Origin of the sequence: Moritella viscosa (assembly GCF_900120065.1) — a bacterium.
Classification (GTDB): Bacteria; Pseudomonadota; Gammaproteobacteria; order Enterobacterales; family Moritellaceae; genus Moritella; species Moritella viscosa.
Genome location: NZ_FPLG01000054.1, coordinates 82,193 through 100,258, shown reverse-complemented (window position 1 = coordinate 100,258; position 18,066 = coordinate 82,193). Strand labels below are relative to the sequence as shown.

Annotated in this window: 17 protein-coding genes; 10 read left to right on the top strand and 7 right to left on the bottom strand. The window is 40.8% G+C overall.

Annotated elements, in window-relative coordinates:
• Positions 1-59: 59 nt before the first annotated feature.
• Positions 60-2,291, top strand: coding sequence for a penicillin-binding protein 1B (gene mrcB / locus BT797_RS09480; RefSeq protein ID WP_075471835.1), 2,232 nt, complete (start codon positions 60-62; stop codon positions 2,289-2,291).
• Positions 2,292-2,414: 123 nt separating this feature from the next.
• Here mrcB and BT797_RS09475 read toward each other — a convergent pair whose 3' ends face one another.
• Positions 2,415-3,089 carry a TIGR04219 family outer membrane beta-barrel protein gene (locus BT797_RS09475; protein ID WP_045111560.1) on the bottom strand — a complete coding sequence of 225 codons (675 nt, stop codon included), beginning with the start codon at positions 3,087-3,089 and terminating at the stop codon, positions 2,415-2,417.
• A 383-nt stretch (positions 3,090-3,472) separates the two neighbouring features.
• Complete coding sequence (gene hemL / locus BT797_RS09470) at positions 3,473-4,756, bottom strand: glutamate-1-semialdehyde 2,1-aminomutase (protein ID WP_075471833.1); 1,284 nt, start codon at positions 4,754-4,756, stop codon at positions 3,473-3,475.
• 212 nt (positions 4,757-4,968) lie between these two features.
• Here hemL and BT797_RS09465 point away from each other — a divergent pair, with 212 nt between their 5' ends.
• The 4 genes from BT797_RS09465 to BT797_RS09450 all read left to right on the top strand — a co-directional run bounded on the left by BT797_RS09465 (position 4,969) and on the right by BT797_RS09450 (position 10,749).
• Positions 4,969-5,664, top strand: coding sequence for a DUF6776 family protein (locus BT797_RS09465; protein ID WP_075471831.1), 696 nt, complete (start codon positions 4,969-4,971; stop codon positions 5,662-5,664).
• A gap of 205 nt (positions 5,665-5,869) precedes the next feature.
• The gene (gene erpA, locus BT797_RS09460) at positions 5,870-6,202 is read left to right on the top strand and encodes an iron-sulfur cluster insertion protein ErpA (RefSeq protein ID WP_045112645.1); all 333 of its coding nucleotides are present in this window, start codon (positions 5,870-5,872) and stop codon (positions 6,200-6,202) included.
• A gap of 219 nt (positions 6,203-6,421) precedes the next feature.
• Positions 6,422-7,522, top strand: coding sequence for an efflux RND transporter periplasmic adaptor subunit (locus BT797_RS09455; RefSeq protein WP_075471829.1), 1,101 nt, complete (start codon positions 6,422-6,424; stop codon positions 7,520-7,522).
• Complete coding sequence (locus BT797_RS09450) at positions 7,522-10,749, top strand: efflux RND transporter permease subunit (protein WP_075471827.1); 3,228 nt, start codon at positions 7,522-7,524, stop codon at positions 10,747-10,749. Before BT797_RS09455 ends, BT797_RS09450 begins: the two co-directional genes overlap by 1 nt.
• Positions 10,750-10,779: 30 nt before the next feature.
• Here BT797_RS09450 and BT797_RS09445 read toward each other — a convergent pair whose 3' ends face one another.
• Genes BT797_RS09445 through BT797_RS09440 form a run of 3 tightly spaced genes read right to left on the bottom strand, consistent with a single transcriptional unit; the run spans position 10,780 to position 11,750 of the window.
• Entirely contained in the window at positions 10,780-11,166 is a 387-nt protein-coding gene (locus BT797_RS09445) for a hypothetical protein (RefSeq protein WP_244893723.1), read from the bottom strand.
• Positions 11,163-11,303, bottom strand: a complete 141-nt coding sequence (locus BT797_RS24250) for a disulfide bond formation protein B (protein WP_244534159.1) — start codon at positions 11,301-11,303, stop codon at positions 11,163-11,165. The genes BT797_RS09445 and BT797_RS24250 overlap by 4 nt, the downstream gene beginning before the upstream one ends.
• 60 nt (positions 11,304-11,363) lie before the next feature.
• On the bottom strand, positions 11,364-11,750 hold the full coding sequence (locus BT797_RS09440) for a DUF423 domain-containing protein (RefSeq protein ID WP_075471825.1): 387 nt from the start codon (positions 11,748-11,750) through the stop codon (positions 11,364-11,366).
• 213 nt (positions 11,751-11,963) lie between these two features.
• Between BT797_RS09440 and BT797_RS09435 the strand changes: the two genes are divergently transcribed.
• The 3 genes from BT797_RS09435 (at position 11,964) to BT797_RS09425 (ending at position 14,479) form a co-directional block, all read left to right on the top strand.
• The gene (locus BT797_RS09435) at positions 11,964-12,938 is read left to right on the top strand and encodes a porin (protein WP_075471823.1); all 975 of its coding nucleotides are present in this window, start codon (positions 11,964-11,966) and stop codon (positions 12,936-12,938) included.
• A 207-nt stretch (positions 12,939-13,145) separates the two neighbouring features.
• A complete protein-coding gene (locus tag BT797_RS09430; protein ID WP_045111553.1) occupies positions 13,146-13,403 on the top strand; it encodes a sulfurtransferase TusA family protein in 258 nt (85 codons plus the stop codon).
• A 14-nt stretch (positions 13,404-13,417) separates the two neighbouring features.
• A complete protein-coding gene (locus tag BT797_RS09425) occupies positions 13,418-14,479 on the top strand; it encodes an AI-2E family transporter (protein ID WP_075471821.1) in 1,062 nt (353 codons plus the stop codon).
• Positions 14,480-14,654: 175 nt separating this feature from the next.
• On the opposite strand, the gene BT797_RS09420 is transcribed toward BT797_RS09425, so the two are convergent.
• A complete protein-coding gene (locus tag BT797_RS09420; protein WP_075471819.1) occupies positions 14,655-14,996 on the bottom strand; it encodes a 4a-hydroxytetrahydrobiopterin dehydratase in 342 nt (113 codons plus the stop codon).
• A gap of 75 nt (positions 14,997-15,071) precedes the next feature.
• Positions 15,072-15,890, bottom strand: a complete 819-nt coding sequence (gene phhA, locus BT797_RS09415; protein ID WP_045111550.1) for a phenylalanine 4-monooxygenase — start codon at positions 15,888-15,890, stop codon at positions 15,072-15,074.
• Positions 15,891-16,096: 206 nt separating this feature from the next.
• Here phhA and BT797_RS09410 point away from each other — a divergent pair, with 206 nt between their 5' ends.
• On the top strand, positions 16,097-17,521 hold the full coding sequence (locus tag BT797_RS09410; protein ID WP_045111549.1) for an aminotransferase-like domain-containing protein: 1,425 nt from the start codon (positions 16,097-16,099) through the stop codon (positions 17,519-17,521).
• A 155-nt stretch (positions 17,522-17,676) separates the two neighbouring features.
• Positions 17,677-17,949 (top strand): hypothetical protein, encoded by a 273-nt coding sequence (locus tag BT797_RS09405; RefSeq protein WP_045111548.1) that lies wholly within the window; start codon positions 17,677-17,679, stop codon positions 17,947-17,949.
• Positions 17,950-18,066: the final 117 nt, after the last annotated feature.

The following is an 18,066-nucleotide window of genomic DNA, read 5'->3' as shown; positions in this document are numbered from 1 at the left end:
ACGGTATTATATTAGATCGTATTAGACCGTATTTAATGCAATTTCTAGGACCCTTTCCATTGGCTAAACGTCCCGTAAGTGATGACACAAAGAAAACTGTCAACAAACGAAAAACACCAGCAAAACCTGCGGTAAAAAAATCAGCTAAGAAATCCACCGCAAAAAAAGCCACGAAGAGAAAAGTAAAAAAGGTAACTAGTCGCACTTGGACTCGCAGTATTGCTATTTTCCTATTTAAATTTAGTTTGGCTTTTTCGGCTCTTTTTATTCTCTATGGGATGTATTTAGACAGCAAGATCCAAACTCGATTTTCAGGTCCTATCTGGAAGACCCCTGCGCAAATATATGCACGAAGTTTAGAGCTAAAACCAGGGATGTTTTTACCACATGATAAATTGGTCGAGGAACTGGTTTTACTCAATTATTTAAAAGTAGCAAAACCACGTACTGCAGGGCAATTCTCAATATCGGCCACTAAAGTCGAATTACTGCGTCGAAGTTTTACTTATCTTGATGGGACTGAACCTAATAAAGCGTTGTTTCTTACCTTTGCTGATAATCGCTTAGTTAGTATCCGTGACCAGAAAACTGGTAAATATCTTAATTCAGTTAATCTTGATCCTATGCTGCTTGATACCCTACAAGCGCCGAACCAAGAAGATCGCATCTTGGTTGAATTACAAGATTACCCACAATTATTAATTGATACCTTGTTATTGGTGGAAGATCGAAACTTTTACCATCATAACGGTGTATCGCCTGTTGCGATTATCCGTGCTGCGTTTGCCAATATGAATGCAGGACGAACCGTACAGGGAGGAAGTACACTGACTCAGCAGTTAGTTAAAAACTTTTTCTTAACCCGTCAGCGCAGTTATTGGCGTAAATTCAATGAAGCGTACATGGCAATACTGATTAACTACCGTTTAAGTAAGGATGCGGTATTAAGTGGTTATCTTAACGAGGTTTATTTAGGTCAAAACTACAGTGATGGCGTATATGGTTTTGGTTTAGCCAGCTACTTTTATTTTGGTAGACCAGTACCGGAACTGAGCATAGATCAAATGGCGTTCTTAGTTGCCGTAGTTAAAGGACCATCATTTTATGATCCATGGCGCTATCCCAAACGTGCACTTGAACGCCGTGATATGATCATTCGTTTATTATCCAAAAACGGCAAGATTAGTACCGCTGAATATCGTGCGGCGATTGCTAGACCGCTGGGTATTATTCCGCGTGGGCATATGAGTACCACTAAAGCGCCTGCGTTTTTATCATTATTACGCCGAGAGTTAAAGACCACGTTTGGCGATGCACTTTATGATCAATCCGGATTGAAAATATTTACTAGTTTGGACCCGCTGGCACAACGTGCGGCAGAAACGGCGGTCACGGCAAGTCTGCCTCGATTAGAAAAGGCACGTAATATTTCCGGATTAGAAACTGCTATGGTGGTGACCGATCGTCAATATGGTCGGGTTACCGCAATCGTTGGTGGTCGCAACACGCAATATGCTGGCTTTAACCGTGCGCTGGATGCTTCTCGTTCGATTGGTTCTGTGGTGAAACCCGCTATTTATTTAACTGCATTTGAACAGGGGTATGATCTTAACTCACCGCTAGAAGATAAACCGATACGATTAAATAACCAGTACGGTAATAACTGGCAGCCAAAAAATTATGATCGTAAATACCGTGGAGAAGTTCCGTTATACCAAGCCTTAATGCAATCGCTTAACGTACCTACGGTTAATTTAGGCATGGCACTTGGCATTGATAATGTGATTGAAAGTTTAAAACGTCTAGGCGTTGCAAAGGTTGATAATCACTATCCATCGATGTTATTGGGGGCATTAAATATGTCCCCATTCCAAGTATCACAAATGTATCAAACGATCGCTACAGCGGGGGAATATCATAAATTAACAAGTTTGGTCGCGGTGGTTGATGAAGACGGTGATTTAGTCTATCAACAAAGCCTGAAAGGTCAGCGTCGTTTTGATCGTAAGGATACAGATCTAACTATTTATAATATGACGCTGGTGGCAAAACAAGGTACTGCACGACGTTTGAGGTGGCAATTTCCAGGCATTAATTTTGCGGGAAAAACCGGTTCGACTGATAAATTACGTGATAGCTGGTTTGTTGGTTTAGATAATCGAGATGTGGTAACGGTTTGGGTGGGGCGTGATGATAATAAAACTTCAACCTTAACTGGTTCGAGTGGTGCATTAAGGGTGTTTGGTGATTACATGAAATTACGCAGTGCCGATAGCTTAGTGGTGAATTAGCGTCGATACAACAAGATTATATCAGCACTAAAAATGGCGAGGAATTACTATCATAACTATTACTAGTAAGATAGAAAAACCTCGCCGTTCTTATTTATGTAAACGTGTTGGTATTAACTGGGCCTAGAAGTGACCTTCAAAACCAATAAATGCACCATCAATGGTTGCGTCAGCTTTCACGTCATCAACTTTAAAATCAAGTTGTTGGATACGGTAACCAGCACGGATAGACCAATCAAGTACATAACCTGGGTTTAGCATGAAAGATAAACCTACTTCAGCATCACCGTAAACATCACCTGTAATACCAATCGCATTCACCATTGCAAAGGCTTTTAATGGGAACATAGGTAAGCCAACTTCAGCGTAAGCATAACCCATAGGTAATGGACCTGAGAATGACGCCTTCGTCGAACCATCTTCGAAAGAACCGTCCAGTTGACGCCACGTCACACCAGCATCAAGTGATACAATATCGTTGTCTAAAAACTCATAGTACAGAGTGAAATCAACGGTTTTTAAGTTAATGTTTTTGTTCGCTGAAGAGCCTTCAACATCGATATTTGAGAAACTAACTGCTGCATTTGGAATTAATGGAATTGGATGTTCAAACTTTACATACATACGGTAGTTGTAAGTATCTTCATAACTAGTAACAGCAGAGTGGTTGTCGAGTTGAATAGTACCGTCAACACCTGATTGCCATACGTCTGCACCAAAATAGGTACCAAGCATATCAGCAGCTACGCCGTTCGAAAAACCGGTAAGAAGAGTTAGTGCAAGTAGTTGTTTTTTCATAATGAGTCCATGTTCATCTATGTAATTTGTCGCGCAACAGTAACAGCAAGCGTCTTTAGTTAATAAGTATTAGTCAAAATCTAGTTATTTCCTAACGTTATTAACTCACGGTTAATACTTTCGGCCAGTCTGGGAAAAAATTTAGCGAGAATATTAATTTTTATAAAACCGTTTGCATGCAGTTGTTTTTGGTGGCTATTATACATTTTGCAGTCAAATAATCATATTTAATGATCTATTTATGTCATTTAAACCAAAATAGCTTGGTTTTTTTTGGCTGGTACTTTTGAACGAATGAAAAAAAGACACAAAAAAGCCCTAAAAATAGGGCTTAATTAAATGATAGAAATGGTACTTTTATCATACTTTTAGGTGCGGAATTGTTACGTTAGTTTAGCAAAACAACGTTCAGCTGCTGCAATTGTTGCTTCAATATCGGCACTGGTATGTGCGGTTGATAAGAAACCAGCTTCAAATGCAGATGGTGCAAGATAAACACCTTCAGCTAGCATCAAGTGGAAGAATTTTTTGAAGCGTTCAGCGTCACATTTACATACGTCGGCAAAACCTGTGACTTCAGCTTGGTCGGTAAAGAAGAAACCAAACATACCGCCAACATAGTTTACAGCCAGTGCGATGTTTTGACGTGCTGCTGCGGCTTTAAGACCTTCTGCTAATTGCTTGGTGCTTGCACTTAATTGCGCTGCCACTTCTGGTTTATCAATTTCGGTTAATGCAGCAAGACCTGCGGCCATTGCAATTGGATTACCTGACAATGTACCTGCTTGGTATACCGGACCAGTTGGAGCTATGTGTTGCATGATCTCCAATTTACCGCCAAACGCGCCTACTGGCATGCCACCGCCAATCACTTTACCTAATGTCGTTAGGTCTGGTTCTACTTGGTAGTGTGCTTGTGCACAGCCCGTTGCAACACGAAAACCAGTCATTACTTCATCAAAGATAAGTACAGCATTGTATTTATCACAAATACTACGCAGTCCTTGTAGGAAACATGCTTGTGGTGGAATGCAGTTCATGTTGCCTGCAACAGGTTCTACAATGATACAAGAGATGTCTTCTGGATATTCAGAAAATAGTGATTCAACCGATGCTAAATCATTAAATGTTGCTGTCAGTGTATGCTTCGCAAAATCCGCAGGGATACCTGGTGAGCTTGGTTGACCTAAGGTTAATGCGCCAGAACCCGCTTTAACCAGTAATGAGTCAGCATGGCCGTGGTAGCAACCTTCAAATTTTAAGATTTTGTCACGATTTGTGTAACCACGCGCTAAGCGGATCGCACTCATTGTTGCTTCAGTACCTGAACTAACCATGCGAATTTGTGCCATGGAAGGTACCATTGCTTGTACTTTTTGTGCCATGATCACTTCGATTTCGGTTGGTGCACCAAAACTTAAGCCGTTTTCAACTGCCGCTAATACAGCAGATTTGATTGCTGGATGGTTATGGCCCAAAATCATCGGCCCCCACGAACCAACATAATCAATATAGGCATTGCCGTCTACATCATAGATACGCGCGCCTTCGGCACGTTGAATAAAGAGTGGGCTACCACCAACGCCATTGAATGCGCGCACTGGTGAGTTAACGCCACCAGGAATAATAGCTTGAGCTTGCGTGAAAAGTTGGCTTGATTTAGACATCTGCAATCCTTTTTATCTACAGTCAGAGACAATATAGTAAGAAATAGTAAGAAAAATAGTAGAAATATTTTAGACCGTTATTATACCTGTTCAGGGGTTTAAACGTAGCTTTTTTACGCTTTTAGCGACTTGCACCTAAGTTGCCTTTGTTTTCGTCGGTAGAATCGTTAAAATAGCGCTTTATTTTTATGCTTATCACGAAAAAGGCTGACATGTTTAAGATTATTAAACCACGTTACATCGTATTATTAGCGCTCGCTGTATTATTGGGTTATGGCTTTTCTTATTTAAAAGGCATTGAGTCAGCAGTAAAAATAACAATGAAAGATGATGAAATTTCACGGCTCAGTAGTGACTTAGCGGAAACAAGTAAGATCAAAGCACAAGTTGAAGTTGAACTACAGACCTCGCAAATATTAGTGGACCAGTTAACCGAGCAGCAACGTACGTTATTTAATGAGAATGCCGAGTTAAAGCGTGAATTAGTTTTTTATCAACGTATCATGGCGCCGGAAGACGTTATTAATGGTGTAAAATTAGAAAGTCTGACATTTATTCCAGAAGTCAGTGAAGGTTACTACTTTATGCAGCTCGTATTAATGCAGGTACAAAAGAAAAAACGCCATATTAAAGCCTCTGCTGATTTAATTTTTTACGGTAGCCTAGACGGAGATCCAGTGGAATACCGTTGGAACGAATTAGTGGGTGAAAAACAACAAAAATTAAGTTTCTCATTTCGTTATTTCCAAGCGGTGGAAGGGTCAATTAAGTTTCCATTGGGGTTTGTACCTGAGCGCGTCGCATTTGTGGGTAAAGTAAAGGGGAATCGTTGGAATTCTGGCGTTAACTTAAAACAAAGTTTTGACTGGAGTGCCGTATTGCAAAGCAGTGACCCTATCTCAGGGTGATCACCTAGCATTGCAGTGCTAGATATAGAGCATTAAGAAACGATAGTTGACGGGATTAGTCAGGTATTAGATAATTGAACGTATAAATCGAGTTTAAGTGAGAGCAGGTATGGAACTATTTACAGAAGTTGGTGCAACTCAGGCTGATAATAATATTGTTGAACAAGCTGTTACAACTGTCGCTGTGGAAGCAAGTGCAGACGATATGGCATTGCCTATTCACTTTAGTGACGCTGCTGCAGCAAGAGTAAAAGAATTGATCACTGAAGAAGAAAATTTAGCACTTAAATTACGTGTGTACGTTACAGGTGGTGGGTGTTCTGGTTTTTCTTACGGTTTTACCTTTGATGAAAAGATTAATCCAGGTGATACTGTTATCGAAAAGAACAGTGTCATCATGGTTGTAGACTCGATGAGTTTACAATATTTGGTTGACGGTACGGTTGATTATATCGATGGCTTAGAAGGTTCACGTTTCCTTGTAAAAAACCCGAACGCAACAACAACATGTGGTTGTGGTTCAAGCTTCTCAATCTAAGCTTTCATTTATTTAAGGTTCAATTAAAAACCTCATACGTACTTGGCGCTCGCTAAGTACGAGTTTTTCTCCTCTTAATCATACTGACTAATAAAAATTAGTGCTTATAGCTTATTTTTTAATGTTTGTGACCGCTCGTCTTATTTTTACATTGTTACCATTCCTATCTTGTTAAATATGTTGCATCATAGTTACTTAATTAAGTTCAAGGGAATGATAATGAATAATTTCACAGCACTAGCTATTGTAAAAAAACCATTATTTCAAGCATCAATCATTGCTGCTGCATTTCTATTATGGATGGCAAGTGGTGCAGGGAAAGGGGCAGACCAGCAGGATAGTACAGTCACTAGTCATACTGGTGACGTTGTTGAAAAGCCCATCCCACAAGTGCGAACTGAGCAGTTCGAAGCACAATTTATCGCTCGTTCTATTTCTCTGTATGGGCGTACCGCTGCTGACCGACAAACTAATTTGGGTGCCGAGATAGCAGGTCGAGTCGAAGAAGTACTCGCCAAGCGAGGTAGCTTTGTCAATAAAGGCGATATTATTGTGAAGATGGAGCAGAATGATCTGCCACAATTATTACAACGCGCTAAGACTTTATATAAACAACGTGAAATTGAGTATGAAGGCGCTAAAAAGCTAGCCGCACAAGGTTTTCAAGGTAAGGCTCGATTAGCGGAAGCCGCGACGGCATTAAGTGATGCGTCGACCAATGTATTTACAATTAAATTACAGTTAGAAAAAACTGCCATTATTGCGCCTATCGCCGGTATTTTGAATGAACGGTATGTAGAAGTCGGTGACTATTTAGCGAAGGGTAATCAAATCGCTATTATAGCTGATATTAACCCCTTGATTGTCGTAGCCGATGTGACTGAGCTCGATGTTAATAATGTGCGGTTGCAACAAGTGGCCAAAGTACGCTTAGTTAGTGGGGAAGAAGTCGAGGGTAAAGTGAGATACATTTCACGGGTAGCGAATTCGGCAACGAATACTTTCCGTATTGAAGTCGCCATTGATAATCCTGATTTAGCCTTGTCCGCTGGCGGTAGTGCCGAACTGTCCTTGCCATTAAAGCAAGAGTGGGCAGTGAAGTTATCACCCTCAACCTTAGCGCTTAACGAAAAGGGCGTGATTGGTGTGAAAACAGTTGTTAATGAGCACGTTGTTTTCACCCCTGTCGATATTCTTAAAGCCGATGCGCAGGGCTCTTGGTTAACTGGATTAGGTAAACAGCCTGTGGTGATTACTGTGGGTCAAGGGTTTGTACGTGATGGTGATAAAGTTGATGCGGTACCAACGAGGACGCAATAATGAATAGTATTATTTCAGCTGCGTTAAGTCATAGCCGTACCGTGATTATGCTGCTCATTTTCATTTTAGTGGCTGGCAGTGTTACTTACCTTAATATTCCTAAAGAAGCGGAACCGGATGTGCCGATTCCGTTTATTTATGTGTCGATTAATCACCATGGCATTTCTCCTGAAGATGGCGAACGCGCCTTACTGCGGCCGTTAGAGCAAGAACTTCGCGGCATTGATGGTTTAAAAGAAATGATCTCGACTGCCAGTGAAGGCCATGCCTCAATTCAACTAGAGTTTCATGCGGGTATTGATAGTAATATTGCATTAGCCAGCGTTCGTGAAAAAGTCAGTTTAGCCAAAGCACAATTGCCCGATGACTCGGAAGAGCCAGTGGTTAAAGAGATTAGTATGGCGACTCAGAAGCCCGCGTTGACAGTTATTTTGTCGGGGGATGTTGCTGAGCGTGCATTAATCAATGTATCGCGGGACTTAAAACAGAAAATCGAAGCGTTAACCGAAGTACTGGAAGTTAGCGTCGGTGGTGATCGTGAGGATATGATTGAGATTTTAGTCGACCCTTTATTAATGGAAAGTTATAACCTCGATCAGAATGACATTTATAACCTTATTTCGCGTAATAATTTGCTGGTTGCAGCGGGTACATTAGACAGTGGTCAAGGCCGCTTTCCCGTTAAGGTGCCGTCGGTATTTGATTCATTAAAAGATGTACTCGATTTACCGGTAAAAGTAGAGGGCACACAGGTAATTACGTTTGGCGATGTGGCGGAAGTGCGGCGTTCCTACAAAGACCCTGTGTCGTTTGCCCGTATTGATGGTCATGCCGCAGTATCATTGGAAGTGAAAAAACACCCCGGTGAAAACATCATTGAAACCGTTGAAAAAGTGAAAACCTTAGTAAACCAAGAAAGTGCCTACTGGCAAAGTGTGATCAAAGTTGATTTTACCGCCGACAGTTCTGAAGACGTAAAAGACATGCTCAGTGATCTGCAAAACAACGTACTGTCAGCGGTCATACTGGTGGTTATTGTGATTATTGGCAGTCTCGGTGCACGTAGTGCGTTGCTGGTCGGAATTGCCATCCCAGGATCATTCCTCGCGGGTATTTTGATGCTGGCAATGTGGGGTTATACCATTAACACCGTGGTGTTATTCGCCTTGATTATGGCAGTTGGGATGTTGGTGGATGGTGCGATTGTGGTGACTGAGTTTGCTGACCGTGAAATGAACGAAGGGCGCAGCAACAAAGAAGCTTATGGACTGGCGGCCAAGCGTATGGCTTGGCCGATTATAGCATCAACAGCAACCACGTTAGCGGCATTTGCGCCGTTATTGTTCTGGCCTGGCATGATGGGTGAGTTCATGAAGTACTTACCGTTAACGTTAATTACTACGTTGAGTGCCTCTTTAATCATGGCATTAATTTTCGTGCCGACGCTTGGTGGTCTTGTGGGGCGTCGCCGTAAACTATCCGTGTTAGAACAGAAGCAAACTGCATTGGCAGAAAAGGGCGATGTAACCCAAATGCCTGGCATGATAGGCTGGTATATTAAAGTGCTGAACGGTGCGATTAAAAAACCTTGGTGGTGTTTAGGCGCTGCGGTGCTGTTTTCTTTTGCTGTGATTAAAGCGTACAGCGTTTATGGGCAAGGTTCTGAATTTTTCCCTGACGTTGAACCGCCGGGCTTTAATATCATTGTGCGTTCACAAGGCGATTTGTCTATCTATGAACAAGATGCGTTAATGCAGCAAGTTGAAGCCAAATTATTGGATATGGCTGAGATTGAAACCTTGTATGCTCGTACTGGTAAAGATAATAAAAATGGTGAGCAGATTGGCTCTTTGCGGGTGAACTTAGTCGATTGGCTATTACGTCGTAAGGCGGATGAGATCATTGCTGATATTCTGGTGAAAACTTCAACATTAGCAGGGATAGAAATTGAAGCGCGTAAAGATGAGAGTGGTCCACCGCAAGGTAAAGATTTACAACTGGAATTAAGTTCTCGTTATCCAGAATTACTCGAACAGACATTAGTGAAAGTACGTGATTTTGTGGCAATGCAGGGTATTTTTACGAATATCAGTGATAATGGCGCAAAACCAGGCATTGAATGGCAAATTAAAGTGGACCGTGCTGTTGCTGCCCGTTATGGCGCTGATGCCTTATTGGTGGGGAATAATGTTCAGTTTGTCACAACTGGCTTACGTCTGGGTGGTTATCGTGCAGACGATGTTGATGATGAAATGGATATTAGAGTACGTTTTTCTGAGCAATATCGTCATATCGATCGGTTAGAAGATCTACGTCTGAAAACGTCAGCAGGGCAAGTGCCGCTTAGTGTATTTTCAACCCTGACACCTGAACAGAAAAAAGATGCGGTGCGTAAAGTAGATGGTCGCCAAGCGTTAAAAGTTGAAGCCGATTTATTACCTGGTTTTAACTTGAATGAAGAATTGCCGAAGTTAATGTCGTTAATGAAAGGGTTAGATCTCGACCCGCGTGTGACAATACGCTTGCGTGGTCAAAATGAAAATCAGCAAGAATCGGCTGAATTTCTTAAAAATGCGCTGTTAATTGCATTAGCGGTCATGGCTATTATTTTGGTGACGCAGTTTAACTCTTTCTATCAAGCATTTTTGATTTTAACCGCGGTTATCTTTTCTACGGTTGGGGTATTCCTTGGTTTGATGATAGTACAAGAGCCATTTGGTATTGTGATGTCAGGGATTGGTGTTATCTCGTTAGCCGGGATTGTGGTAAATAATAATATCGTGTTAATTGATACTTATAATGTGCTTAAGCAAGAAGGACTATCTGCCGTTGAAGCGGTATTACGTACCGGGGCTCAGCGCTTACGCCCAGTTATGCTGACAACGGTCACTACTATTTTAGGTCTAATGCCGATGGTATTGCAGATTAATATGGATATTGTTAATCGCACAACCACATTTGGCGCACCATCAACGCAATGGTGGTCTCAATTGGCAACCGCTGTTGCTGGTGGTTTAACCTTCGCGACAGTACTTACCTTAGTATTAACACCATGTATGTTGGTATTGGGGGACCGTTTAAGTCGACGTTTGAATAAAAATCAATCGGTTGTGGCTTCAACTACAAGTAGAGGAATTACATCATCAGAATTTGATGACGAGCAGTATGTGGTTTATTCTTCTGAAAATCGAAGCTTTGAAACAGTCACTATCAGCCAGCTTGATTAGGAGTAATACAGTTTTATATTCAAGTTAGTATTAACTAAATAGCCAGTAACTTACAGGGTCTCCTGAGCATTCGTATGGAGCACATTCGGCGAATGCATTCAGCATATTTGACGCTGTTATCAGGATGACTGCGATAATAGCTATTTTAGCTATTTTAGCTATTTTAGCTATACCAGTCTGCATTGAAAAGGGGACGTATTTAATTTTTTCATATTGAGCAGAAAAAGCCATCATTATAGCGGTTCCTGCTATAATTACTGCAAAAGTAATAAATGCCCAAGTATAAAAATGTATACCTAAGAAAGGGGCTTCATAGTGGGGTGTTCTAGGTATGACGTGTAGCGATACTTGACGTAATGCTACAGCTGCACCTGCACCTAAAAGTGCACCAGCAAGCATGGCACTATAATGTATCATTCGAGGGCCAAAATTATGTTACATAATAAACCGAATAAAACAGCGATAAAGCCAACACGTTGAAATAAACAAAGTGGGCAAGCTAGTATGTTTTCTGCAATTTGTGAATAAAATGCAAATCCAAGTACTAATGACAATGCAATAGCACCAAGGGCATTTAAATTGAAAATACCTGCCCACTAAATCGACAGTGTTGATTATTTAATCTTGAATGCTCGCCAAATCAATAATAGCCAAGACAACATCAGGCCGCTGCCACCAAAAGGCGTGATACTACTTAGCCATTTCTCACCCGTTAATGCATACAAGATTAAACTGCCACTGAACGTAATAATACTTATCAGTTGTAGTCCACCGATCCAATTAAATCGTCCCTCGACAAATTTATTATCCAATAACGCCAAAAATAACAGGCTTAAAGTATGAATAAATAAATAGTCTCGTGCCGTCGCAAAGTTGGCTACACCGTTATTCAGTGCCAGTTGAGAGTGCCATAGATGCGCACCTAATGTACCCACAAAAATATTGGTAAACATTAATATTGAACTGATGATAAGGAAATACTTAAGTCTGTTGTTCTGCATGGTGCGGTTACCTTTTGATAAGTCGAAAAACTTAATTTGTTATAATACGTAATACTTACGTTGTTGTAATACGTAATAAAGCTGTCATTTATCTTACATTTTTTGTTCATATTTATCACATATCTTTGTCATATTTAATCCTTAGAATTAACCTGAATTTAAAGTAACTACTCAACAAAATCTTTTATATTTTTTAATGGGATGGAATTCAAAATGAAAAAAACATTACTTGCACTTGTATTACCAAGCTTATTCGCATCAACTGTTGGCGCAGCTGAAGTTTATAATGATAACGGTCAATCAGTTAACGTCTACGGTCGTGCTTATGCTGGGCATGACTTTAGCGGTGAAGACAAAAATGCTAATTATGGTAATGATTCTTACATCCGTATTGGCGCTAAATTAAAATCAGACATCTCTGACTCACTATCGGCATTTGGTCGTTATGAACTGCAGTGGGATCTAGCTGATGGCGAGAAACAAGAAAAAACGAAAACCCGCTTAGCGTATGTTGGTCTTAAGAGTGATGTGGGTGCATTCAGCTTCGGTCGTCAATATGGTGCGGTTTCATTAGTATCAGATATTACTGATACGGCTTATACCAATGCATATGGTGGCAATCTGGGTGTAGGTAAAGACCACGATGGTACAAACCGTGACAGTAGTCTATTAAAATACAGTAACAAATTTGGCGGACTGCAGTTAGATGCGTCATACCGCCTTGATGATAGCCAAAGTGATGCTGAAAGTGATACCGCTTATGGTTTAGCTGTAGCATATAAACTTGATTTTGGTCTAACACTGGCGGCTGGCTTTAACGCGAGTTCACCAACAGATGATTATGACGCATCAATCTTCTTAGTGGGTGTAAGTTATAATACTGGACCAGTAACAGTCGCTGCAACATTTGCCCAAGGTTCAGAGTTTGAAGGTCAAAACTTAGACCATACCGCTTATGAATTAACAGCTGAATACAAGATCACGAAGCAATTACGTGCACAAGTGTTATATAACGCCCAAGAAATTGAAGATACAACAACATCTGTAACAGCAGACTCTGTTGATGACCTTGTATTCGGTGTTCGCTATGACTTCAATAAAAGCTTCCGTACTGTTGCTGAATACCGTATTAATGGTGTTGATGGCATGGATGACGATTTCCACCTAGCTGCACGCTATAGCTTCTAATGATTAAATTGGCCTAGCTAAATTAATAATCGTTGAATGCGCAAAAGCGGCTAACCTTCGGGTTAACCGCTTTTTTGTATTCAGTTCTCTATCTAATTCATATTCAAAGCGTAAGCTAGTTGTGTATCGCTTGAAAACAGTTGATAATGACTAACATTTCGAGTCGGGCATTTTATTTGGCCTATAGATTAATATGGTGGCTAAGCAATGCAGGAATTGGATTGTCGCGCCTTTACTTGTCCTTTACCACTGATAAAAGTAAAGCTATGGTTAAAGCAAGTTGAGCTCGGCACTGAAATAACCGTACTACTGACCGATTCTGGTTCTCGCCAAGATATACCTAAATTTTTAATCAGTCTTGGTCAAGAAGTCGTTGAGTTAGAAAACTCGCCACTTATGTTACGCATTAAGGTGACGAAGCTAACGCCGCATTTATCCCTAACACAGCTCAATACTCAATATTAAGGCAATAATAATTTATGATCTCTGTCGTATCTCGTTGGTATCAGGAACGTTTTTCTGACCCGCATGCTGTCACTTTATTTCTTCTATTAGTATTTGGCTTTTCGGTTATTTATTTCATTGGTGGATTAATAACACCTTTTTTAGTCGCTGTGGTATTGGCTTATTTACTTGATTGGCCATTAATACAGTTAATGCGTTTAGGGGTATCCAGAACCTGGGCCACGGTGATTATTCTAATGTTATTTGTCACCATGATGGTTATGTTCACATTGGGTTTGGTTCCAACCGTATGGCATCAAGGTGTGAACCTGGTTAAGGCTATGCCGACCATGCTCAAGCAAGGTCAGGAATTTTTACTGATGTTGCCGAAAGAGAATCCGGATGTTTTTAATGAAGAATTGATTAAAACGGCATTACTGACTTTACAGGATCATGTTGTTAGTTCAGGTGAAGCGATAGTAAGTGCTTCGTTTGCGTCGTTATTTGATCTGGCTGCGATCCTGATTTACTCAATCTTAGTGCCGCTGCTTGTGTTCTTTATGTTGAAAGACAAAAACCGTTTGGTTAAAGATTTAGTGAAAATATTGCCACAGAATCGTCGTTTGGCAATGGAAGTCTGGACCGAAATGAACGGTCAAATTGCCAATTATATTCGTGGAAAAGTATTCGAAATTATCATTGTTGGTTTTAGTACCTGGTTGGTATTCTTCTTTACTGATTTACAATATGCGGCGCTACTCGCTGTATTGGTTGGTTTCTCGGTATTGATTCCTTACATTGGTGCGGCAGCTGTGACTGTGCCGGTGATGGTTGTGGGTTTGTTCCAGTGGGGGCTAACACCAGAATTTACTTATATGATGATTGCGTATGGTATCGTGCAGGCACTTGACGGTAACTTATTAGTGCCACTGTTGTTCTCGGAAGCAGTAAATCTGCATCCTGTGGCTATTATTATGTCGGTATTATTATTTGGTGGTCTGTGGGGGTTCTGGGGGGTGTTCTTTGCTATCCCATTAGCGACCTTAGTTAAAGCGGTATTTAACGCTTGGCCTAAACGAATTGCCGAGGAAGCTTAATAATATATCGGCGAGTCCTACGGAGGCGAGCAGGAATAATAGAACAAGGTTACAATATTTGAAAATGGAATTATCATTATCTACATATTACGTCTTATTCTGATATGCCTGCTCGTCCCTGATAGCGTATTTTGAAGTAACTTGAGTATATTGGTTGGACGCTATTTATTGTTATTTAGTCCACCAATAATTTATCTGTCTTAGCCGCACACACAAAATCATTCTTATGTAATCCTTTAATACTGTGTGACCACCACGTGATTGTCACTTTCCCCCATTCTGTTAATAGTGCAGGATGATGGCCTTCTGCTTCAGCCAACTCCGCTATACGATTAGTAAATGCGATCGCTTGTTTAAAATTTTTAAACTTGAATTCACGCTCTAACTGCATGATATTGTTGCGAACTTCTACTGCCCAATCTGGGATTTTGTTAATTAATATGGCTAACTCTTCGTCACTAACTTTTGGTGCATCGGCGCGACATGCTTGGCAACTTTGTAAATTTAACTCTGTCATGGCTGTGTTCTCGTTTTAATTAAGGTGTTAAATAAGATTTTAAATAGGGTTAACGATTATTTGTTATATTAGGGTTTAACAAGCCGCATCTTCTTTCGGTGTATAAGCCGAAGGTTTCATGCCTAATATTCTGGCTTCTTTTATCAAGGTAATTAAATCGAGCTTAATTAATTGTTGTAAATCGGATAGCTGGTTAATCACAAAGTAATTCTTTTGTAACTCATCAATACGGTAATGAGTTCGAAATGCTTCTATCACTTGCAGTGGTTGACGGTTGGGAATATCGCTGTCTAAGCTGTAGCGCGTTTCTTCTTTAGATGACAAAATTCCACCGCCAAAGATCTTCAAACCTTGGTCGCTTTGCATTAAACCAAACTCAATCGTAAACCAGTACAAGCGTGCCAGCATAGGGCGATCTACTTTGTCGGCTTTTAAACCCAGTTCACCGTAATGCTGAGAAAAATCAGCATAAGCTTGATTGGTGAGTAGTGGGCAGTGACCAAACAATTCATGAAAAATATCCGGTTCTTGAATGTAGTCTATGTCGGCTTTGGTACGAATGAAAGTCGCGGCCGGAAAACGTTTAGTTGCTAGTAATTCAAAAAAACGTTCAAAACCAATTAAAGCAGGGACATTTTCGACTTGCCAACCCGTTAATTTCTTTAGCTTACGGTTGATATCCGGTAATTGTGGAATGCGGTCTGCGCCCATTCTCAGTAGTTCAATACCCGCGATAAATTCATCACAGGCACGGTCTTTAATAACACGTGTTTGACGATTGTAGAGCGTCGCCCAAGTATTGTGTTCCTCATCGCTATAATTGATGTACCCGTGTTGATCTGGCTTGTGTGAAACATATTTTGGTGTCGGGTCAATTGCTAAAGATGAGTTCATAATTACTGCCTACCGCTGTGTTATTCGATTGATGTTTAGATTAACCTTAATAAAACTTGCGGTACAGATTCAGGGGAATGATAAATAAACCAGTACAGTTGTGCTAATCTGTCATTGTACTGGTGAGTAAATGCGTAAACTGTACTGGTTTATGACTCATCGATTACTCATCAATAACAAATAAATAATAAAAGCAGTAAATATAAATGACTAAAATATTGTTATATCAGCAAATATCCGATGATCTATGTGAACTTATTCATCAAGGCGTATATTTACCGGGTGAAAAACTACCCTCACTCAGAGCCTTGTCAGTAAAGCGAAAAGTAAGCATTGCGACCATTCAAAGGGCGGTTGAAGAACTTGAGATCATAGGCCTTATTGAAGCGCGACCTAAATCGGGTTATTACGTGTGTTTTAAGACCCGTACCGAGGTGGCGATTGAGCAGCCAATTATCTCGATGAAACCCAAGTCGGTGAAGATCCATGAGTTAGCCAGTCAGATATTTCATCAGTGCGGAGCGCCTGATGTTATCAATATGGGCACCTCATACCCGTCGAGTGATTTTATGCCGACCCCCGCATTACAAAAAATAGCTAATCAAGTGATTAAGCATCACATGTCAGATATTGTTGAAGTACAGTTTTCTGCCGGTCATGCTGTATTACGTGACGTATTAGCTAAGCGCATGAATGAATCGGGTTGTCAGGTCAGCTCAAATGATATTATCGTGACCAATGGTTGCTTAGAAGCCTTATCGGTGTGTTTACGTGCCGTGGCTAAACCGGGTGCCACCATTGCGTTGGAGTCACCGGGTTTTGTCGGTTCATTGCAATTAATTGAGTCATTAGGGTATAAAGCGTTAGAAATACCTTGCCACTCGGTGACTGGAATGAGTCTAGAAGCGTTAGAGTTAGCGTTAGAGCAGTGGAAAATATCGGCGGTCCTTGTGGTGCCAAGTTACAGTAATCCGCTGGGGTCGTGTATGCCAGAAGCTAATCGTAAAAAGCTGGTTGCGCTATTGTCGACTCATGATATTCCGTTAATTGAAGATGATTTGTTGGGTGATTTATCGTTTGATGGCTCGCGCTTAAAACCCTGCAAGGCATTCGATAAAAAAGGCATGGTGTTGTATTGTTCATCCGTGTCTAAAACGATTGCGTCAGGATTAAGAGTCGGCTGGATCGCGCCCGGGGCATATTACAAAGAAGTTTCTTATTTTAAGACTTTTACTAATATCAGTGCACCGCAATTCTCGCAGATCGTCGTTGCCCAGTTTTATAATAGTGGTAAGTATGAGCGTCATCTGCGTCAATTGACGGCGAAGATCGCGAAACAAGTATATTTGATTCAATCTTATATCCGTCAGTATTTTCCTGAGGGTACACTGGTATCAAGTCCACAAGGTGGATGTATTTTGTGGGTGGTATTACCCAAAGGTATTGATGGACATCACCTGTATCTTAAAGCGATTAAGATGGGTATTGGTGTGATCCCTGGGCAGTTAAGCAGTGCTACGAATAAGTTTGACCACTGTATCCGCATTAACTGTGCCTGTGATCCTAAAGTGGATATTCAGCGTAGTATTAAGACATTGGCTGATATTTCACATGAAATTTTAGGTAAATAGCGGTCGATGGTGGCCGCTAAATTTATCGCTTAGCAATGACCGATATCAAGTTGTATTGGCTAGTGGGGCGGTATAATCCCGCCTCCAGATCTATCCCATTCTCAAGTTACGCTTTTCTTGTCGTTCTTGGTTGGTCTCTTTATGAGTAAAAAATTATGAGTCAAAAACCTGATCTTTCTAGCGCCATGCTAAACCTGATTGAAGAAGTGCGCGGTATTTTTCCTTTCTACGCCCCGGAATCCAGTATATGTGGTGATTCATGTGAAGGTTGTCCGAAGAAATTATTAGAATTAGTCGATTCTGAACTTTGTTATTGGGAAGACCAAGTTAAGCAGGGCAAAGCGCCGACATTTGATGAGTTAAACCGCGTTGGTAAACTGTGTAAAAATGTCAGACGCGGTTTGAAACGTAATGGATTAGTTGATTGAGCCTCTCGCTTGAAGATAAATCTGCTGCTATATAATTAGAGATAGTGGATAACCAGATGGCGGACAATTATATTTTCCATTGTTGTCGCCGCCAGCTGGTATATCCTATTTGTGCAG

Coding starts and splice junctions, on each gene's coding strand:
- BT797_RS09475 (WP_045111560.1), bottom strand. CDS start 3,089: ATGAAAAAACAACTACTTGCACTAACTCTTCTTACCGGTTTTTCGAAC.
- hemL (WP_075471833.1), bottom strand. CDS start 4,756: ATGTCTAAATCAAGCCAACTTTTCACGCAAGCTCAAGCTATTATTCCT.
- BT797_RS09465 (WP_075471831.1), top strand. CDS start 4,969: ATGTTTAAGATTATTAAACCACGTTACATCGTATTATTAGCGCTCGCT.
- erpA (WP_045112645.1), top strand. CDS start 5,870: ATGGCATTGCCTATTCACTTTAGTGACGCTGCTGCAGCAAGAGTAAAA.
- BT797_RS09455 (WP_075471829.1), top strand. CDS start 6,422: ATGAATAATTTCACAGCACTAGCTATTGTAAAAAAACCATTATTTCAA.
- BT797_RS09450 (WP_075471827.1), top strand. CDS start 7,522: ATGAATAGTATTATTTCAGCTGCGTTAAGTCATAGCCGTACCGTGATT.
- BT797_RS09445 (WP_244893723.1), bottom strand. CDS start 11,166: ATGATACATTATAGTGCCATGCTTGCTGGTGCACTTTTAGGTGCAGGT.
- BT797_RS09440 (WP_075471825.1), bottom strand. CDS start 11,750: ATGCAGAACAACAGACTTAAGTATTTCCTTATCATCAGTTCAATATTA.
- BT797_RS09435 (WP_075471823.1), top strand. CDS start 11,964: ATGAAAAAAACATTACTTGCACTTGTATTACCAAGCTTATTCGCATCA.
- BT797_RS09430 (WP_045111553.1), top strand. CDS start 13,146: ATGCAGGAATTGGATTGTCGCGCCTTTACTTGTCCTTTACCACTGATA.
- BT797_RS09425 (WP_075471821.1), top strand. CDS start 13,418: ATGATCTCTGTCGTATCTCGTTGGTATCAGGAACGTTTTTCTGACCCG.
- BT797_RS09420 (WP_075471819.1), bottom strand. CDS start 14,996: ATGACAGAGTTAAATTTACAAAGTTGCCAAGCATGTCGCGCCGATGCA.
- phhA (WP_045111550.1), bottom strand. CDS start 15,890: ATGAACTCATCTTTAGCAATTGACCCGACACCAAAATATGTTTCACAC.
- BT797_RS09410 (WP_045111549.1), top strand. CDS start 16,097: ATGACTAAAATATTGTTATATCAGCAAATATCCGATGATCTATGTGAA.
- BT797_RS09405 (WP_045111548.1), top strand. CDS start 17,677: ATGAGTCAAAAACCTGATCTTTCTAGCGCCATGCTAAACCTGATTGAA.